At 65.7% G+C, this 17,048-nt stretch carries 13 protein-coding genes and 1 pseudogene; 6 read left to right on the plus strand and 8 right to left on the minus strand.

Going from position 1 to position 17,048, the window contains the following annotated elements; genetic code table 11:
- Nucleotides 1-2: 2 nt before the first annotated feature.
- Nucleotides 3-2,312, minus strand: coding sequence for a bifunctional SulP family inorganic anion transporter/carbonic anhydrase (locus QE394_RS19825; RefSeq protein WP_349035334.1), 2,310 nt, complete (start codon nucleotides 2,310-2,312; stop codon nucleotides 3-5).
- A 204-nt stretch (nucleotides 2,313-2,516) separates the two neighbouring features.
- Nucleotides 2,517-3,476, minus strand: coding sequence for a heme o synthase (locus QE394_RS19830; protein WP_056078992.1), 960 nt, complete (start codon nucleotides 3,474-3,476; stop codon nucleotides 2,517-2,519).
- Between the two features lie 438 nt (nucleotides 3,477-3,914).
- Between QE394_RS19830 and tkt the strand changes: the two are divergent.
- The 6 genes and pseudogenes from tkt (at nucleotide 3,915) to pgl (ending at nucleotide 12,144) form a co-directional block, all read left to right on the plus strand.
- A pseudogene (gene tkt / locus QE394_RS19835) lies at nucleotides 3,915-6,033 on the plus strand (transketolase).
- Nucleotides 6,034-6,058: 25 nt separating this feature from the next.
- Nucleotides 6,059-7,174 (plus strand): transaldolase, encoded by a 1,116-nt coding sequence (gene tal, locus QE394_RS19840; RefSeq protein WP_056078987.1) that lies wholly within the window; start codon nucleotides 6,059-6,061, stop codon nucleotides 7,172-7,174.
- Nucleotides 7,175-7,180: 6 nt separating this feature from the next.
- Entirely contained in the window at nucleotides 7,181-8,812 is a 1,632-nt protein-coding gene (locus QE394_RS19845; RefSeq protein ID WP_056078983.1) for a glucose-6-phosphate isomerase, read from the plus strand.
- Nucleotides 8,813-8,826: 14 nt separating this feature from the next.
- Nucleotides 8,827-10,398: a glucose-6-phosphate dehydrogenase gene (gene zwf / locus QE394_RS19850; protein WP_056078980.1), complete on the plus strand. Its 1,572-nt coding sequence runs from the start codon at nucleotides 8,827-8,829 to the stop codon at nucleotides 10,396-10,398.
- On the plus strand, nucleotides 10,395-11,336 hold the full coding sequence (locus QE394_RS19855; RefSeq protein ID WP_015937030.1) for a glucose-6-phosphate dehydrogenase assembly protein OpcA: 942 nt from the start codon (nucleotides 10,395-10,397) through the stop codon (nucleotides 11,334-11,336). The genes zwf and QE394_RS19855 overlap by 4 nt, the downstream gene beginning before the upstream one ends.
- A complete protein-coding gene (gene pgl, locus QE394_RS19860; protein WP_056078977.1) occupies nucleotides 11,326-12,144 on the plus strand; it encodes a 6-phosphogluconolactonase in 819 nt (272 codons plus the stop codon). The genes QE394_RS19855 and pgl overlap by 11 nt, the downstream gene beginning before the upstream one ends.
- Here pgl and QE394_RS19865 read toward each other — a convergent pair.
- From QE394_RS19865 to QE394_RS19890, 6 genes are all read right to left on the minus strand, one after another.
- On the minus strand, nucleotides 12,097-12,492 hold the full coding sequence (locus QE394_RS19865) for an RNA polymerase-binding protein RbpA (protein WP_056078975.1): 396 nt from the start codon (nucleotides 12,490-12,492) through the stop codon (nucleotides 12,097-12,099). The two genes, pgl and QE394_RS19865, sit on opposite strands and share 48 nt — an antisense overlap.
- A 135-nt stretch (nucleotides 12,493-12,627) precedes the next feature.
- On the minus strand, nucleotides 12,628-12,885 hold the full coding sequence (gene secG / locus QE394_RS19870) for a preprotein translocase subunit SecG (protein WP_015937027.1): 258 nt from the start codon (nucleotides 12,883-12,885) through the stop codon (nucleotides 12,628-12,630).
- A gap of 50 nt (nucleotides 12,886-12,935) precedes the next feature.
- Nucleotides 12,936-13,751 carry a triose-phosphate isomerase gene (tpiA, locus tag QE394_RS19875; protein WP_261619765.1) on the minus strand — a complete coding sequence of 272 codons (816 nt, stop codon included), beginning with the start codon at nucleotides 13,749-13,751 and terminating at the stop codon, nucleotides 12,936-12,938.
- 100 nt (nucleotides 13,752-13,851) lie between these two features.
- Complete coding sequence (locus tag QE394_RS19880; RefSeq protein WP_349035335.1) at nucleotides 13,852-15,078, minus strand: phosphoglycerate kinase; 1,227 nt, start codon at nucleotides 15,076-15,078, stop codon at nucleotides 13,852-13,854.
- Nucleotides 15,079-15,088: 10 nt separating this feature from the next.
- The gene (gene gap, locus QE394_RS19885; RefSeq protein ID WP_015937024.1) at nucleotides 15,089-16,099 is read right to left on the minus strand and encodes a type I glyceraldehyde-3-phosphate dehydrogenase; all 1,011 of its coding nucleotides are present in this window, start codon (nucleotides 16,097-16,099) and stop codon (nucleotides 15,089-15,091) included.
- 258 nt (nucleotides 16,100-16,357) lie between these two features.
- The gene (locus tag QE394_RS19890) at nucleotides 16,358-16,984 is read right to left on the minus strand and encodes a superoxide dismutase (RefSeq protein WP_015937023.1); all 627 of its coding nucleotides are present in this window, start codon (nucleotides 16,982-16,984) and stop codon (nucleotides 16,358-16,360) included.
- Between the last annotated feature and the right edge of the window lie 64 nt (nucleotides 16,985-17,048).

Below are 17,048 nucleotides of genomic sequence, written 5' to 3' on the forward strand. Positions count from 1 at the left end.
GCTCAGCCGGCTGCCGCGCCAGTTGCCTGCACCAAGGCTTGAGCCGGATCCAGGGACTCAATGCCGTGCGGTGTCACCAGGACCACTCGGGCGGTGGCGATGTCGTAAAAGAGCCCGGTGGCCTGGACGTCCCCGGCGGCGATGGCGGGACCGACCACCGGATGGTTGTCGAGCTTGCTGAGCTGGACTGCGACATTCACCATGCCCAGCTGGTCGAGGCGGCAGTAGCCCGCCGCCGCAGCGGCCCGCGCCACGGGGTGGTCCGCCAGCAGTTCAAGGTAGCTGGGACGGGCATGCTCCAGCCAGGCGTCGAAGCCGGTACCCAGTCCCGGGTTCCCCGCGCCTTCGGCGTCGGCGATGACGGCCTTCATGGCACCGCAGTTCGAGTGCCCGCACACCACGATGGTGTTTACCTCGAGGCCCTTGACCGCGAACGAAAGCGCCGAGTCGATGGAGGCGTCCTGGCCGTCATGGCAGACCACATTGCCGATGTTGCGGAGGGTCAGCAGGTCGCCCGGGCCGCTGCTGGTGATGAGGTTCGGGTTGACCCTCGAATCGACGCACGCCACGAAGAGCGTATCCGGATGCTGCTGCTCCGCCAGGTCCTCCACCAGGGGACGGACCTGGTCAGCGAAGCGCCGGTGGTACTTGCTGATTCCCGCCAGGACTGCCGGCATCCGTTCACTGCCGTGCTGGCCGCAGGCATCGTCGCCGTCCACCGTCCGGGAGTTGCGCGGCGGCAGCGGTAGTTCGCGGGCTTCCTGCCGCTGCGGTGCCCTGTGCTCGGCGTCCCGGAACAGCGTGTTTCCGTGTTCCTCAAGTTCGACGGAGCCGCCGGCGGCACGGTACTGGTCGCGCCAGGCCACCAAGGATTCACGGAAGGCGTGGTCCACGTAATCGGCATTGAGTTCAACCACCACTGCGTTTCCTGCCGGCACCGAGTGCAATACGCGGTTCAGGCGCGGCAGGGCGAAGAAGCTGCACGATCCGGCGATGGTGATCCGCCATGCCGACGACGGCGAGACTGGCTCGTGTACGCGGATTGCCGCGCGCAGCACGCGCCACAGCACGCTGGCCGCGGCAAGCGCCAGGCCGATGAGCACGCCCTCCAGCAGATTGAGGAAGACGACGCAGAAGAGGGTCACGACGTAGATCAGCAGGTCGCCGGTGCGCCTGCTGGTACGGATGTCGGCAACCTTGATCAGCTTGGCCCCGATGACCAGGAGCAGCCCCGCCAGCACCGACAGCGGAATGAGTTGGATCATGCCGGCGAAAAGCGCCGAGAAGATGAGGATCCACACGCCGTGCAGGATGGCGGAAGTCCGTGACTTGGCACCGGCTTCCACGTTCGTCGCGCTGCGGACAATGACGCCGGTGACCGGCAGGCCGCCCAGGGCACCGGAGAGGATGTTGGCCGTTCCCTGGCCCATCAGCTCCTTGTTGAGGTTGGTCCGCGGACCGGAGTGCATCTTATCCACGGCGACGGCTGACAAGAGCGATTCGATACTGGCGATAAGCGCCATCGACAGGACAGCGAAGGCTACGGCGCGCCAGTTCCCTTCGGGCAGTGCAGGCAGGGCCACAGCGTCCAGGATGGAGCCCGAAAAGGAGATCCGCTCCACGGCCGGCGCCAGCGGTACCGACAACGCGGTGACGGCAGCAACTGCAGCCAGGGGGCCGGGGACTTTCCGTACCGCGGCGGGCAGGTGCTTCCAGGCCACGAGGATGATCACCACGGTGAGCCCAAGCAGTGCCGCATGGATCTCGACGTTGGTGATGGCCGCCGGGAGGTTGGCCAGGTTCTCGATCGCGGAGCCTGCCGGGCCGGAGCCCAGGAGCACGTGGATCTGCTGGACCATGATGGTGACGCCGATGCCGGCAAGCATCGCCTTGACCACCACTGGCGAGACCGCCAGTGCAGCCCTCCCCACCCGGCTCACGCCGAGCAAAAGTTGTACGACGCCGGCAGCGGCAGTGATGGCACAGGTGGCCTGCCAGCCGAATTCCTGGACCAGCCCGGCGACAATCACGGTCAGGCCGGCGGCCGGTCCGCTCACCTGCAGCGGAGCGCCGCCCAGGCTTCCGGCGACGATGCCGCCGACAGCCGCGGCGATGAGTCCGGCCATGATCGGCGCACCGGAGGCAGCGGCGATCCCGAGGGACAGTGGCAGCGCCACCAGGAACACGACCAGGGAGGCGGGCACGTCAGCACCCAGGTTCGACAGGAAAGGCCGGAAGCGGTTGGCTCGGCCGCGCTGTCCGCCGGGCGGGCTGTGGTTGGAGGCTGTTGTTGTGGCTGGGCCGGGCGTCATTGGATTTCCTTTGCTTCGCGGGAAGGATCCAGTCCACCGTATGCAGGTTGTCACGCAGGATTACACTTAAAGTGACGGACATGACAAAACTAGTCATTCTCAGTTACCCGCATTCGTGCCGGGGTGCCCGGTTCGCCCCGGCGATTAAAAGGAGAACGGCCCGGACTCTAAAGTCCGGGCCGTTCGTCGGCACATGGGTGGTGTCTAGCCGCCGATGACAGCAGGTCCAATGAAAGGATCCACGGCCAGGGCAATGAACAGCAGGGTGAGGTAGCTGATGGAGCCGTGGAAGACCTTCATGGCCCGCTTGTCCGGGATGTCCTCACGCTGCGCGCGGTTGTAGAGAGCGTGCGACTCATAGAGGAACCACGCGCCGGCCAGCACGGCCGTGACCGTGTAGACCCACCCGGCGCCGCCCGCCGGAACCATCAGCAGTGAACACGCCACCATGGCCCAGGCGTACAGGACCACCTGCACGGACACCACCTTGGCGCCGGCGATGGCTCCAAGCATGGGCACCTTGGCGTTGCGGTAATCCTCGCCGTAGCGCATGGACAGCGGCCAGTAGTGCGGCGGCGTCCAGAGGAAGATCACCATGAAGAGGATGATGGCCGGCCATTCCACCGAGTTGGTGACGGCGGCCCAGGCAATCAGCACCGGGAAACAGCCGGCTGCTCCGCCCCAGACGATGTTCTGGGCTGTGCGCCGCTTCAGGATGATCGTGTAGATCACGACGTAGAAGAAAATGGCTCCGAGCCCGAGCCAGGCCGACAGTGGGTTGGCGCCAAACCAGAGGATGGCGATGGCCGCAGCGCCCAGCAGCCATGAGAAGACCAGCGCTTCGCGCGGGGTGACTTCACCGGTGACCAGTGGCCGGTTCTCGGTGCGGGCCATCAGTTTGTCGATGTCGCGGTCGATGTAGCAGTTGAACGCGCCGGCGCTGCCCGCGGCGAAGGCGCCACCTACCAGTGTGGCCAGGATCAGGCCGATGGACGGGAAACCCCGCTCTGCGTAGATCATGGTGGGCAGCGTGCTGACCAGCAGCAGTTCGATGACGCGCGGCTTGGTGAGGGCGAGATACGCCTTGGCCTTACGGGCAAACCCTGGGCCGGAGGCCCGGGAAGCGTTCAGCGGCGTATCTGTTGTGCTCACGGTGGCAGTCACCCGTTCTGTGTGGCAGTTGTATCTGGCATTGCAGCTGCGGGCGGTTGAAAAGGTCCGGCGCCCGGCATTGGCCTCCGAATATCATACCGCGCCGCCACACGCCCAAAGCCCGGCTGATAGGCGCACTTGATCGCTCGCAGCCCGATTCGAGCAGATTAACTCATCCTCACTTCAGGCATATTCACAAAAGGCGAAATTGCGTCCAAAACGTGAGATTTCAGCCTCCCGGAGATTGGATTGGAGCTAAGCTGTCACCAGATCAGCACGCGGCAGGAACGTGGCGGAAAACGCATTCCCACGTAGCTCGCGGCTGAACGAAAGACCAACATTCGACGGCGACTGGTACACACCGCAACGGGCGCCTATTTCGTGCCTATAACCGGACCGGGTGTGCCGTGCGCCGTCAGCAAAGAGAGGGGCCCGGTTTTCGTGCCACATTTGGAAGAGCAAGAACTGTCCTGGACCAGCCTGGATGAGCGTGCCGTGGATACCATCCGCGTCCTGGCCGCGGATGCTGTGGAGAAGGTGGGCAACGGACACCCCGGTACGGCGATGAGCCTGGCACCGGCCGCGTACCTGCTGTTCCAGAAGCTGATGCGCCACGATCCGCGGGATCCGCAGTGGCTGGGCCGTGACCGGTTCGTCCTGTCCCCGGGCCACACCTCGCTGACCCTTTACATCCAGCTGTTCCTCTCCGGCTACGGCCTGGAACTGAAGGACCTGGAAGCCTTGCGGACCTGGGGTTCATTGACCCCGGGCCACCCCGAGTACAAGCACACCGCCGGCGTGGAGATCACTACCGGCCCCTTGGGGCAGGGCTTGGCATCCTCGGTTGGCTTTGCCTACTCCCAGCGCCGCCAGCGCGGTCTGTTCGACGCCGATGCCGCACCCGGCACCAGCCCGTTCGACCACACCATCTGGGTCATCGCATCCGACGGCGACCTGCAGGAAGGCGTCACGTCCGAGGCTTCCTCGCTGGCCGGCCACCAGGAACTCGGCAACCTCGTGGTCATCTACGACGAGAACCACATCTCCATCGAGGACGACACCGACATCGCCTTCACCGAGGATGTCCTGAAGCGCTACGAAGCCTACGGCTGGCACATTCAGCGGGTGGACTGGACCAAGACCGGCGAGTACAAGGAAGACGTCCAGGAGCTGTACTCCGCCCTGCGCGCCGCCAAGTCCGAAACGTCCAAGCCCTCCATCATTTCGCTGCGCACCATCATCGGCTACCCGGCTCCCAAGAAGCAGAACACAGGCAAGATCCACGGTTCTGCCCTGGGCGCCGAGGAAGTTGCAGCCCTGAAGGAAGTCCTGGGCTTCGACCCCGCCAAGTCCTTCGACGTGGACCAGGAAGTCCTGGCCCACGCCCGCTCCGTGGTTGACCGCGGCGCGGAAGCCCGCAAGGAATGGGAAGAGTCCTTCAACGCCTGGCAGGCCGCCAACCCCGAGGGTTCAGCCCTGCTGCAGCGCATCGAGGCCCGGGAACTTCCCGCCGACATCGACGCCGCCCTTCCGGTCTTCCCGGCCGGCAAGGACGTCTCCACCCGCGCTGCTTCCGGCAAGGTCCTGAACGCCCTGGGCCCGGTCATGCCCGAACTCTGGGGCGGCTCCGCCGACCTCGCCGAGTCGAACAACACCCACCATCGAGGGCTCACCGTCATTCGTCCCGGCTTCCAAGCAGACTGACGCCTGGAAGGGCAACCCCTACGGCCGCGTGCTGCACTTCGGCATCCGCGAACACGCCGCCGCGTCGATCGTCAACGGCATCAGCCTGCACGGCAACACCCGCGCGTTCTCCGGCACGTTCCTGATCTTCAGCGACTACCAGCGTCCCGCCATCCGCCTGGGTGCCCTGATGGGCGTTCCGTCGCTCTACGTCTGGACGCACGACTCCATCGGCCTGGGCGAGGACGGCCCCACCCACCAGCCGGTGGAACAGCTCGCCTCGCTGCGCGCCATCGTGGGCCTGGACGTTGTCCGCCCCGGCGATCCCAATGAGGTTGCCGTGGCCTGGAAGACCATGCTGGAGAACCACAGCAACCCTGCCGGCATTGTCCTGACCCGCCAGAACATCCCCACCTGGGAGCGCGGCGAAGGAGCAGCCGACGGCGACACGTTCGGTGCCGCGTCCGGCGTCGCCAAGGGAGGTTACGTCCTGGCCGAGGCAGCGAAGGACGGCGCCACCGTCCCCGCTGACGTCATCCTGATCGCCACCGGGTCCGAGGTCCAGCTGGCCGTCCAGGCCCGCGAATCCCTGCAGGCTGAAGGCGTCGCCGCCCGCGTCGTCTCGATGCCCTGCGTCGAGTGGTTCAACAAGCAGGACGCCGCCTACCGCGAATCCGTGCTGCCCGCCGCGGTCAAGGCCCGCGTCTCCGTCGAGGCCGGCCTCTCCCTGGGCTGGAAGGAATTCGTCGGCGACGCCGGCCGTTCCGTCAGCCTCGAGCACTACGGCGCTTCAGCCGACTACAAGCGCCTTTTCCAGGAGTTCGGCATCACCGCGGAGGCAGTCGCCGCCGCAGCCAAGGACTCCCTCGCAGGCCTGAACGCCTAACAACGATTTCCAGGAGATAACCACCATGACAACTCCCACCCAGCAGCTCTCCGAAGCCGGAGTCTCCATCTGGCTCGATGACCTTTCCCGGGGACGCCTCGAAACCGGCACCCTCCGCAAGCTCATCGAAGAGAAGAACGTGGTTGGCGTGACCACCAACCCGTCCATCTTCCACGCCGCGATCACCGCAGGCACCGACTACGATGCCACCGTTGCTGCCAAGGCAGCAGCCGGCGCCAGCGTGGAGGAGACGATCTTCGAGATCACCACCACGGACGTTGCCGACGCCTGTGACCTGTTCGCCCCCGTGGCGGCAGCCACCAGGGGTGTTGACGGCCGCGTCTCCATCGAGGTGGACCCCCGCCTCGCCTGGGACACCAACGGCACCATCGCCGAGGCCAAGCACCTTTACAAGAAGGTCAACAAGGACAACGTCCTGATCAAGATCCCGGCCACGATCGAGGGCCTGGAAGCCATCACCGCCACGCTCGCCGAAGGCATCAGCGTCAACGTGACCCTGATCTTCTCCCTCGAGCGCTACCGCGCGGTCATCAACGCCTTCCAGGCCGGCCTGGAGCAGGCGAAGGAGAACGGGCACGACCTCTCGAAGATCCACTCCGTGGCGTCCTTCTTTGTCTCCCGCGTGGACAGCGAAATCGACAAGCGCCTCGACAAGATCGGCACGGACGAAGCCAAGGCCCTCAAGGGCAAAGCCGGCCTGGCCAACGCCCGCCTCGCCTACCAGGTCTACGAGGAACTCTTCGCCACCGAACGCTGGGCACTCCTCGCCGAAGCCGGCGCGCTCCCCCAACGTCCGCTGTGGGCCTCCACCGGAGTGAAGGACCCGGCCTACCCGGACACCCTCTACGTGACCGAACTGGTTGCTCCCGGCGTCGTCAACACCATGCCGGAAAAGACCCTGGACGCCACCTTCGACCACGGCGTGGTCACCGGTGACACCGTCTCCGGCACGTACGCCGACGCCAACGCCACCCTGGATGCACTGGAAAAGCTCGGCGTCTCCTACAACGAAGTCGTCGCCCTCCTGGAATCAGAGGGCCTGGATAAGTTCGTGGCCAGCTGGAAGGAACTGCTGGCCGATGTCGAAGGCGCCCTCGCCTCTGCACGGAAGGCCTCCTAACCACCCATGAGCACACTCAGCTACGAAGCCACCGGTGCCGCGCAGCAGGCACTCGAACAGCACCTTCCCGCCCTCGTCGAGGAAAGGATTGCCACCCGGATCTTTGCGAAGGACCATACCCTTTGGGGTCCCGACGCCGAGTCGGAGTCCGCAATCCGCCTCGGCTGGGTGGAGGCTGCCACGGTCTCCCAGCCGCTGGTGAAGGACATCCTGGAACTGCGCGACGCCCTCCGGGCCGAGGGAGTCACCCGAATTGCCCTGTGTGGCATGGGCGGATCCTCGCTGGCTCCCGAGGTCATTGCCGGTACCGCCGGCGTCGAGCTGACTGTGCTGGACAGCACGGACCCGGACCAGGTCCGTGCTGCCCTGGCGGACCGCCTGGCCGAAACCGCCATCGTTGTCTCCTCCAAGTCGGGTTCCACCGTTGAAACCGACTCCCAGCGGCGGGTCTTCGAGAAGGCGTTCAACGACGCCGGCATCGACGCCGCGAGCCGGATCATCATCGTCACCGATCCGGGTTCGCCCCTGGACAAGGCCTCCCGCGAAGCCGGGTACCGCGCCGTCTTCAACGCCGACCCCAACGTTGGCGGCCGCTTCTCCGCACTGACCGCCTTCGGCCTGGTGCCGTCCGGCCTGGCCGGCGTGGACATCCAGGCATTCCTGGACGAGGCTGAAGAAGCCGCAGAGGTCCTGAACGACGACGCCCCCGAGAACATCGGCCTGGCACTTGGAACCGCACTGGGCGGAACCAGCCCGCTGCGCAACAAGATCGTCATCGCCGAAGACGGGTCCGGCATCGTCGGCTTCGCCGACTGGGCCGAGCAGCTTATCGCCGAATCCACCGGCAAGCTCGGCACCGGGGTGCTTCCCGTCGTCGCGGGTCCCGACTCCCCCGAGGTCAACTCCGGCGCGAAGGATGTCCTCGTGGTCCGCCTCGTGGCCGCGGATGCCGACGTCGAACTCGGTGAAAACGAAGTTGCCATCGCCGGCGGCCTCGCTGCCCAGATGATGGTCTGGGAGTTCGCGACCGCAGTGGCCGGCAGGCTCCTGGGCATCAACCCGTTCGACCAGCCGGACGTGGAAGCCGCCAAGGTCGCGGCCCGTGGCCTGCTGGACGCGCAGCCTGAACCCACTCCGGCAGCGTTCGTCGATGGTTCCATCGAAGTCCGCGGCGGGGAATGGCTCGGCGGCGCATCAACGGCCGCAGAAGCTGTCAGCGCACTGCTGGACACCCTCCGGCCGGACAGCTACCTCAGCATCCAGGCCTACTTCGACCGGCTGGCGTTCGCGGAGCTTGAAGGCGTCCGCGACGAGTTCGCGGCGGCGACGGGACGGCCCGTGACGTTCGGGTGGGGCCCCCGGTTCCTGCACTCGACCGGCCAGTTCCACAAGGGCGGACCCGCCATCGGCGTGTTCCTCCAGGTGACGGCTGCGTCCACGGAGGACCTGGCCATCCCCGAGCGTCCCTTCACCTTTGGCGAACTGATTTCCGCCCAGGCCGCCGGCGACGCCCAGGTCCTCGAGGAGCACGGCCGCCCCGTGCTCCGGTTGCACCTGACCAACCGAGCCGCCGGAGTGGCACAGCTGCAGGACATCGTTTCTGCACTGTCCGCCCGGGCATCCGCTACCGAAAGCTAAGGCGCACAAGCAACATGCCAGAAACTGAATACGGCAGGACCTCCGGGACACGTTCCGGAAAGTCAGGCCGGAATCCCCTGCGGGATCCGCGTGACCGCCGGTTGAACCGCATTGCCGGTCCGTCGTCGCTGGTGCTCTTCGGGGTCACCGGCGACCTCGCCCGGAAGAAACTGATGCCGGCGGTGTACGACCTCGCCAACCGGGGGCTGCTGCCGCCGAGTTTCGCGTTGGTCGGGTTCGCCCGCCGTGAGTGGGACAAGGAGGACTTCGCCGCTGAGGTGAAGGCCTCCGTCCAGGCCCACGCACGGACCCCATTCGATGAGGCCGTCTGGAACCAGCTCTCCGAGGGCATCCGGTTCGTCCAGGGTGAATTCGACGACGACGCTGCGTTTGAGCGGCTCGGCGAAACCATCAAGGAACTCGATGATGTCCGCGGCACCCGCGGGAACCATGCGTTCTACCTGTCGATCCCGCCGAAGGCCTTTGAACAGGTCTGCCGGCAGCTGTCCAAACATGGGCTGGCACAGGCCGACGGCGACAAGTGGCGGCGCGTGGTCATCGAGAAGCCGTTCGGCCACGACCTCCAGTCCGCCCGGCAGCTGAACGACATCGTCGAGTCGGTTTTCCCGCCGGATGCAGTGTTCCGGATCGACCACTACCTGGGTAAGGAAACGGTCCAGAACATCCTGGCGCTGCGGTTCGCCAACCAGCTGTTCGAACCGCTGTGGAACGCGAACTACGTGGACCACGTCCAGATCACCATGGCCGAGGACATCGGCACCGGCGGCCGTGCCGGGTACTACGACGGCGTGGGTGCTGCCCGCGACGTCATCCAGAACCACCTCCTCCAGCTGCTGGCGCTTACAGCGATGGAGGAGCCCATTTCCTTCAACGCCGATGACCTGCGCGCGGAGAAGGAAAAGGTCCTGGCAGCGGTCAAGCTCCCGGAGGACCTGTCCACGCATTCTGCGCGGGGGCAGTTCTCCGGCGGCTGGCAGGGCGGTGAGCAGGTCCAGGGCTACCTGGAGGAAGAGGGGATCCCCGCGGACTCCACCACCGAGACCTACGCCGCGGTGCGGGTGGACATCCACACACGCCGCTGGTCAGGAGTCCCGTTCTACCTGCGTGCCGGCAAACGACTGGGCAGGCGGGTCACGGAGATTGCGGTGGTCTTCAAACGCGCCCCCAACCTGCTGTTCCGTGACCACGGTGAGGACGACTTCGGGCAGAACGCGGTGGTCATCCGCGTCCAGCCCGACGAGGGCGTCACCATCCGGTTCGGGTCAAAGGTCCCGGGCACCCAGATGGAAGTCCGGGATGTCACGATGGACTTTGGCTACGGCCATTCGTTCACCGAGTCCTCCCCCGAGGCATACGAGCGCCTGATCCTGGACGTACTCCTGGGTGAGCCGCCGCTGTTCCCCCGGCATGAGGAAGTGGAACTGTCCTGGAAGATCCTTGACCCGTTCGAGGAATACTGGGCGCAGCTGGACGAACAGCCCGAACCCTACGCCCCGGGATCCTGGGGCCCTGCCTCTGCTGATGAGCTGCTGGCCCGTGACGGACGAACCTGGAGAAGGCCATGATTGTCGATTTGCCGGATACCACCACTTCGAAGGTATCCAAGAAACTCATGGCCCTGCGGGAACAGGGCGGTGTGATCGCCCTGGGCCGCGTCCTGACCCTCGTGGTGGTGACGAAGTCCGGCCTTGAAGAGGAAGCGATTGAGGCCGCAAACGACGCGAGCCGGGAACACCCCTGCCGGATCATCGTCCTCGCCGACGCCGGCAAGGACGCAGGTGACCGCCTGGATGCCCAGATTCGGGTGGGCGGCGACGCCGGCGCCTCGGAAGTGATCGTGCTGCGCGGCTACGGACAGCTCGCCCACGAAAGCGAGTCGCTCGTCGCGGCGCTGCTGCTTCCGGACGCGCCGATCGTGGCCTGGTGGCCGCACGGCGCCCCGGAGAACGCCTGCGAAACCTCCATCGGCGCCATCGCACACCGCCGGATCACGGACTCCGCGAACGAACCCGACCCCCAGGCGGCCCTCGAACGCATCCATGGCACCTACAAGGCCGGTGACACAGACCTCGCCTGGACGAGGCTGACCAACTGGCGCATCCAACTCGCCGCAGCCCTCGACGAAGCGGATTCCTCCCCCGTCACGGCCGTGGCTGTGGAAGGTGCCTCGGACTCGCCCAGCACCATCCTGCTGGCCGCCTGGCTGACCCTCACCCTGGACGCCCCCGTCACCATCGTGGCGGATCCGGCAGGAACCGGTATCCGCCGGGTCCGGCTCACCCGGCCCGGCGGTGATGTCCAGCTGTTCCGCCCCGGCCTCTCGGTGGCCGAACTCACCCAGCCCGGGCAGCCCGCCCAGCGGATCTCCCTCCCGCGCCGCAGCCTCCGTGACTGCCTCGCGGAAGAGCTGCGCCGGCTCGATCCGGATGAGGTGTTCGGTGAAGTGATTACTATTGGACTGCCACGTACAAACCTAAGGAGCGTCCGGCCCAGTGAGCGTTGACCCAAGAGTAAGCATTCATCCCGATTCGTCCGTGCTGATGGCTGCCATCGCGGCACGCCTGATTACCAAGCTCGTCGATGTCCAGGACAAACACGGTGAGGCCACCGTTGTCCTGACCGGCGGCACGGTGGGCATCGGCACGCTGAAGGCTGTTGCAGACTCTCCGGCGGCTCCGGCCGTCGACTGGTCAAAGGTGAATTTCTGGTGGGGCGATGAGCGGTTCGTTGGATCTGCCGACGGCGACCGGAACACCAGGCAGGCGTACGACGCCCTGCTGAAGCACATTCCCGTGGATCCGGAGCGGATCCACGAGCCCGGTTCCTCGGACGACTTCGAAACGCCTGAAGAGGCGGCTGATGATTATGCGCGCCGCCTTCGTGAGGCCGCGGCCGCCGAACACGCCGCCGACATGTCCGACGACCGACCGGAAGAGCCCGGGGTCCTCCCCCGGCTTGATGTTGTCCTGCTGGGTGTGGGTCCCGACGCGCACGTTGCGTCGCTCTTCCCCGAGCAGGCCGGCATCCGCGAGAAGGAGCGCACGGTGGTGGGGGTCCGGAACTCCCCCAAGCCTCCTCCGCTGAGGATTTCGCTGACGCTGCCGGCCATCAACACTGCCGCCGAGGTCTGGATGGTGGTGGCCGGCGAGGACAAGGCCGGCGCCGTCGGCCTGGCCCTCGCCGGGGCCACCCCGGTCCAGGTGCCCGCGGCTGGGCCCCGGGGAACGTCCCGGACCTTGTGGCTCATCGACGAAAATGCGGCCTCACGGGTCCCGCAGCAGCTCGTCCGGAAGGACGCCGCGGGCGCGTAGCCGTTCCAGCGCTCCGGCCAGCACGTCTTCGGCGTCCTGGTCGGAGCGCCGCTCTTTAACGTATTCGAGGTGCGTTTTGTAGCCGTCGTCGAGGGCCTCGGTGCCAGCGGCCTCGGATCCGTCCCTTGATGCCGGGGCCCCGCAGCGGCGGCAGTCCCAGACGGCCGGGATCTGGACGTCAGGGAGCTGCAGGAATACAGGCTCCGTGACGTGCCCCTTTGCACACCAGTACGAAATACGGATTCGTGGAAGCGGGTTTCCGTGGCCGGCGCCGCCTTGGAGGCTCGAGCCTGTCCCCGCTGTCACCCCTGCCCGCGTACCGCGGAAACCTGACACTGGATGGACCATCGGAACTCCTGCCTGGGGATGACTGGTTCTGCCGGTTAAACAAAACTGTGGCTGTCGGAAGCCGACAGCCACAGTTTAGTTGGCGGGCGCGCGGGGCGGGAGGGCCCAGCGCATGCCAGTGCATGACGTTGGGGGTTAGGAGTCCCCGGCGCCGCTGAACCTCATGATCAGGCCCAGGGCGATGATGACGATTCCCCAGGTCACGCCGAGGATGATGGTGAACCTGTTGAGGTTGCGTTCAGCCACACCGGATGAGCTGAGTCCTGAGCTCATGCCGCCGCCGAACATATCCGACAGCCCGCCGCCACGTCCTTTGTGAAGGAGGATGAGCAGCGTCAGCAGGAGGCTGGTGATGCCCAGGAGGATCTGCAGGATGACATGAAGAACGTCCACGACGGCCTTTCAGGAAGTTGGTGTGGCGGGAGTGCGTGCGCCGGCACGGACTAGTCCGTCACCAGGTGACTCTCGAACCTGACAATATTAGCAAACTCAGCGGGATCCAGGCTGGCGCCGCCCACAAGCACGCCGTCAACGTCGCGTTCCTTCAGGATGGCTGCTGCGTTGTTGGCCTTGACCGAGCCGCCGTAGAGCAACCGGGTCTTGGCAGCAACGTCCGCACCGAACAGTTTCTCCAGCTCGGCCCGGATGGCGGCGCACATCTCCTGGGCGTCCTCCGGCCCGGCAACCTCGCCCGTTCCGATGGCCCATACGGGTTCGTAGGCAACCACGAGCTCTGCCGCCTGCTCATCGGTCAGGCCTGCCACGCCGCCGCGAAGCTGCTCCAGGGTGTGGTTGACGTGCGTGCCCGCCTGGCGGATCTCCAGGCCCTCACCGACGCAGAGGACCGGCGTGACGCCGTGCTTGAACGCCGCCTTGGTCTTGGCGTTCAGGACGTCGTCCGATTCGTTGTGGATGGTGCGGCGTTCGCTGTGGCCCACCAGTACGTACTTGCAGCCCAGCTTGCTCAGGAACTGCCCGGAGATGTCGCCGGTGTAAGCGCCGGAGTCGAACTGGGAAAGGTCCTGGCCGCCGTAGGCCACGTCCAGGTCGTCGCCCTGGACGAGGGTCTGGACACCGCGGAGGTCCGTGAAGGGCGGGAAGACCGCAACCTCGACGCGGCTGTAATCGTGCTTGGCGTCCGAGAGTGTCCAGGCCAGCTTCTGCAGGAGCGTGATGCCCTGCACGTGGTCCATGTTCATCTTCCAGTTGCCGGCGATGAAGGGCTTACGGTCGAAGGCGCCGTTAGTAGACGTTGTCACGTGTTCTCCAAAATGGTCGTGTAAAGTGTGCGGCCGGCAGGCTGCCGCGGGCAACCTGCCGGCCGAAGGACAGGAGCGTTGCTGCTCCCGGCGGCTGTTCCTACCGGTCCAGGATGCTCAGGCCGGGGAGTTCCTTGCCCTCAAGGTACTCCAGGCTGGCGCCGCCGCCGGTGGAAATGTGCCCGAACTGGTCGTCGGCGAAGCCGAGGGTGCGTACAGCGGCAGCAGAGTCGCCGCCGCCCACCACGGTGAACGCTGCGGTTTCGGTCAGGGCCTGGGCGATGGCGCGGGTTCCGGCGGAAAAGGCTTCGAATTCGAAGACTCCCATGGGTCCGTTCCAGAACACCGTCCGTGCGCCCTTGATCCGGTCCGCGAAGGCAGCCGCCGAGTCGGGACCGATGTCCAGGCCGATGCCGTTGGCGCCGAAGCTGCTGCCCTCGATGGCGTCCGCCGCAACGGTTTCGTGCGCGGCGTCGGCAGCGAACTTCTCCGCCACCACAACGTCCGTGGGGATGACGAACTCGGTGCCGGCATCCGCAGCGCGCTTCAGGTAGTCCTGGACAACGCCGATCTGGTCCTGTTCGAGCAGGCTGGCGGCCACCTTGTGCCCCGCCGCAGCGAGGAACGTGAACAGCATGCCGCCGCCCACCAGGATGGTGTCTGCCTTGCCGAGCAGGTTGTCGATCACGGCGAGCTTGTCCGAGACCTTGGATCCGCCCAGGACCACCACGTAGGGACGCTGGGTGTCGGCGGTGAGCTTTCGCAGGACCTCCACCTCGGTGTGCACCAGGTCGCCCTGGTAGGACGGCAGCCGGGACGCGACGTCGTAGACGCTGGCGTGCTTGCGGTGGACAGCGCCGAAGGCGTCATCCACGTAGGCGCCGTTGCCACCGGTCAGCGACACCAACTCGTCAGCGAAGGCGCCGCGCTCGGCGTCGTCCTTGCTGGTTTCGCGGGCGTCGAAGCGGACGTTCTCCAGGACCAGGGCTTCGCCGTCCTGCAGGGAAGCTGCTGCTTCCCTGGCGGAGTCACCGACAGTGTCGGCGGCGAGGGTGACCTTGAAGCCCGCCAGTTCAGCGAGGCGGTCCACGGCAGGGCGGAGGGAGTACTTATCCTCGGGGGCGCCCTTCGGGCGTCCAAGGTGGGCTGTTACCAGCACGCGGGCACCGGCGTCCGTGAGCTTTGCCAGCACTGGAAGGGAGGCCTTGATGCGGCCGTCGTCAGTGACTGTAGAGCCGTCGAGCGGCACATTCAGGTCGCTTCGGACCAGAATGTACCGCCCGCGGACACCTTCAGCGATCAGTTCGTTGAGGGTGTGGGATGTCATGTGTCTAACCCTAGCCCAGCTTGGACGCGACAAGCTCCGTGAGGTCGACGAGGCGGTTTGAGTAGCCCCATTCGTTGTCATACCAGGAAACAACCTTGACCTGGTTGCCGATGACCTTGGTCAGCCCGGCGTCGAAGATCGAGGATGCGGGATCGCCAACGATGTCCGAAGAAACGATGGGCTCTTCCGTGTAGGTCAGGAAGCCCTGCAGTTCGTCGGACTCGGAAGCGCGCTTGAGGGCGGCGTTGACTTCCTCAACGGTGGTTTCGCGGGACACGGTGACCGTGAGGTCCGTGGCGGAACCGGTGGGGACGGGAACGCGGATGGCGTAGCCGTCCAGCTTGCCCTTGAGCTCCGGCAGGACCAGGCCGATGGCCTTGGCCGCACCGGTGGAGGTGGGCACCATGTTGATGGCGGCGGCGCGGGCGCGGCGCAGGTCCTTGTGCGGGCCGTCCTGGAGGTTCTGGTCGGCCGTGTAGGCGTGCACGGTGGTCATCAGGCCACGCTCGATGCCGAACTCGTCGTTGACCACCTTGGCCAGCGGGCCGAGGCAGTTGGTGGTGCAGGACGCGTTGGAAATGATGTGGTGCGTGGCGTTGTCATACAGGTTGTGGTTTACGCCCATGACGATGGTGATGTCCTCATCCGAGGCCGGGGCGGAAATCAGTACCTTCTTGGCGCCGGCGTCGATGTGCTTCTGCGCATCAGCTGCCTTGGTGAAGAAGCCGGTGGATTCGATGACGATGTCCACGCCGAGCTCGCCCCACGGAAGGTTGGCGGGATCGCGTTCCGCCAGGACCTTGATGACATTGCCGTTGACGACGATGTTGCCGTCCTTGACCTCGATGGTTTCCTTCAGGCGTCCGCCCACGGAGTCGTACTTGAACAGGTGGGCCAGCGCCTCGGGGCTGGTGAGGTCGTTGACGGCAACGATTTCGAGGTCCGCACCCTGGGCGAGTGCTGCGCGGAAGTAGTTGCGGCCAATACGGCCGAAGCCGTTGATACCAATACGGGTCGTCACTTTTCAGTCTCCTTGGTGCTTGAAGCAAGCACTACTAGTTGAGCGGGCGTTCAAGCCAACTAACAGATCCCGCACGCCATTGGGCAGAGATGATTTACAGACGGAGGGCGACCAGCCTCATTGCTGAAGGCTAACCGCCTTCCGTGACCTATCTTACGTTTAACTGGGTCCGCCCCCGCAAGTGCGGGGGCGGCCAGTCCACATGGCGGCCTTATTAAGTCCGAATGTGAAGTTTGTAACAAGCATGCGTGCTGCAGGTTACGGGAGGGTGATGAGCCCGGTTGCGTTGCTGCGGGCGGCGTCGAAGCGCTTGGCGACGTCGGCCCAGTTCACGATGTTCCAGAACGCCTTGACGTAGTCCGCCTTGACGTTCACGTAGTCCAGGTAGAAGGCGTGCTCCCACATGTCCAGCATGAGCAGCGGCGTGGTGCCCAGCGCCACGTTGCCCTGCTGGTCGTACAGCTGCTCGATGACCAGGTTTCCACCGATGGGCTCGTAGGCCAGGAAACCCCAGCCCGACCCCTGCAGGCCGAGTGCGGCTGCGGAGAACTGGGCGCGGAAGGCGTCGAAGGAACCGAACGCGTCATCGATGGCCGCAGCCAGTTCGCCCTCGGGCTTGTCGCCGCCGTCCGGGGAAAGGTTGTTCCAGAAGACGGAGTGGTTGACGTGTCCGCCGGTGTGGAACGCGAGGTCCTTGGAGAGCCGGTTGATGTTGGCGAAATCGCCCTTCTCCCGTGCCTCAGCCAGCTGGGCCAGCGCGTTGTTGGCGCCGGCAACATAAGCTGCGTGGTGCTTGCTGTGGTGCAGCTCCATGATCCGCGCAGAGATGTGCGGCTCAAGGGCGGCGTAGTCGTACTTGAGTTCGGGCAATACGTACTCAGTCACAAAATCCTCCAATATCGTGGACTTTCGGTCCGGTTGGTGACTCTCGGATTATGCATCCGGACGT

The organism is Pseudarthrobacter sp. SORGH_AS 212 (assembly GCF_030818145.1).
Taxonomy (GTDB): domain Bacteria; phylum Actinomycetota; class Actinomycetes; order Actinomycetales; family Micrococcaceae; genus Arthrobacter.

Bases quoted from the DNA above. Each gene is read 5' to 3' on its own strand.
- QE394_RS19825 (WP_349035334.1), bottom strand. From the start codon at position 2,312: ATGACGCCCGGCCCAGCCACAACAACAGCCTCCAACCACAGCCCGCCC.
- tal (WP_056078987.1), top strand. From the start codon at position 6,059: ATGACAACTCCCACCCAGCAGCTCTCCGAAGCCGGAGTCTCCATCTGG.
- QE394_RS19845 (WP_056078983.1), top strand. From the start codon at position 7,181: ATGAGCACACTCAGCTACGAAGCCACCGGTGCCGCGCAGCAGGCACTC.
- zwf (WP_056078980.1), top strand. From the start codon at position 8,827: ATGCCAGAAACTGAATACGGCAGGACCTCCGGGACACGTTCCGGAAAG.
- QE394_RS19855 (WP_015937030.1), top strand. From the start codon at position 10,395: ATGATTGTCGATTTGCCGGATACCACCACTTCGAAGGTATCCAAGAAA.
- QE394_RS19865 (WP_056078975.1), bottom strand. From the start codon at position 12,492: ATGGTCCATCCAGTGTCAGGTTTCCGCGGTACGCGGGCAGGGGTGACA.
- QE394_RS19880 (WP_349035335.1), bottom strand. From the start codon at position 15,078: ATGACATCCCACACCCTCAACGAACTGATCGCTGAAGGTGTCCGCGGG.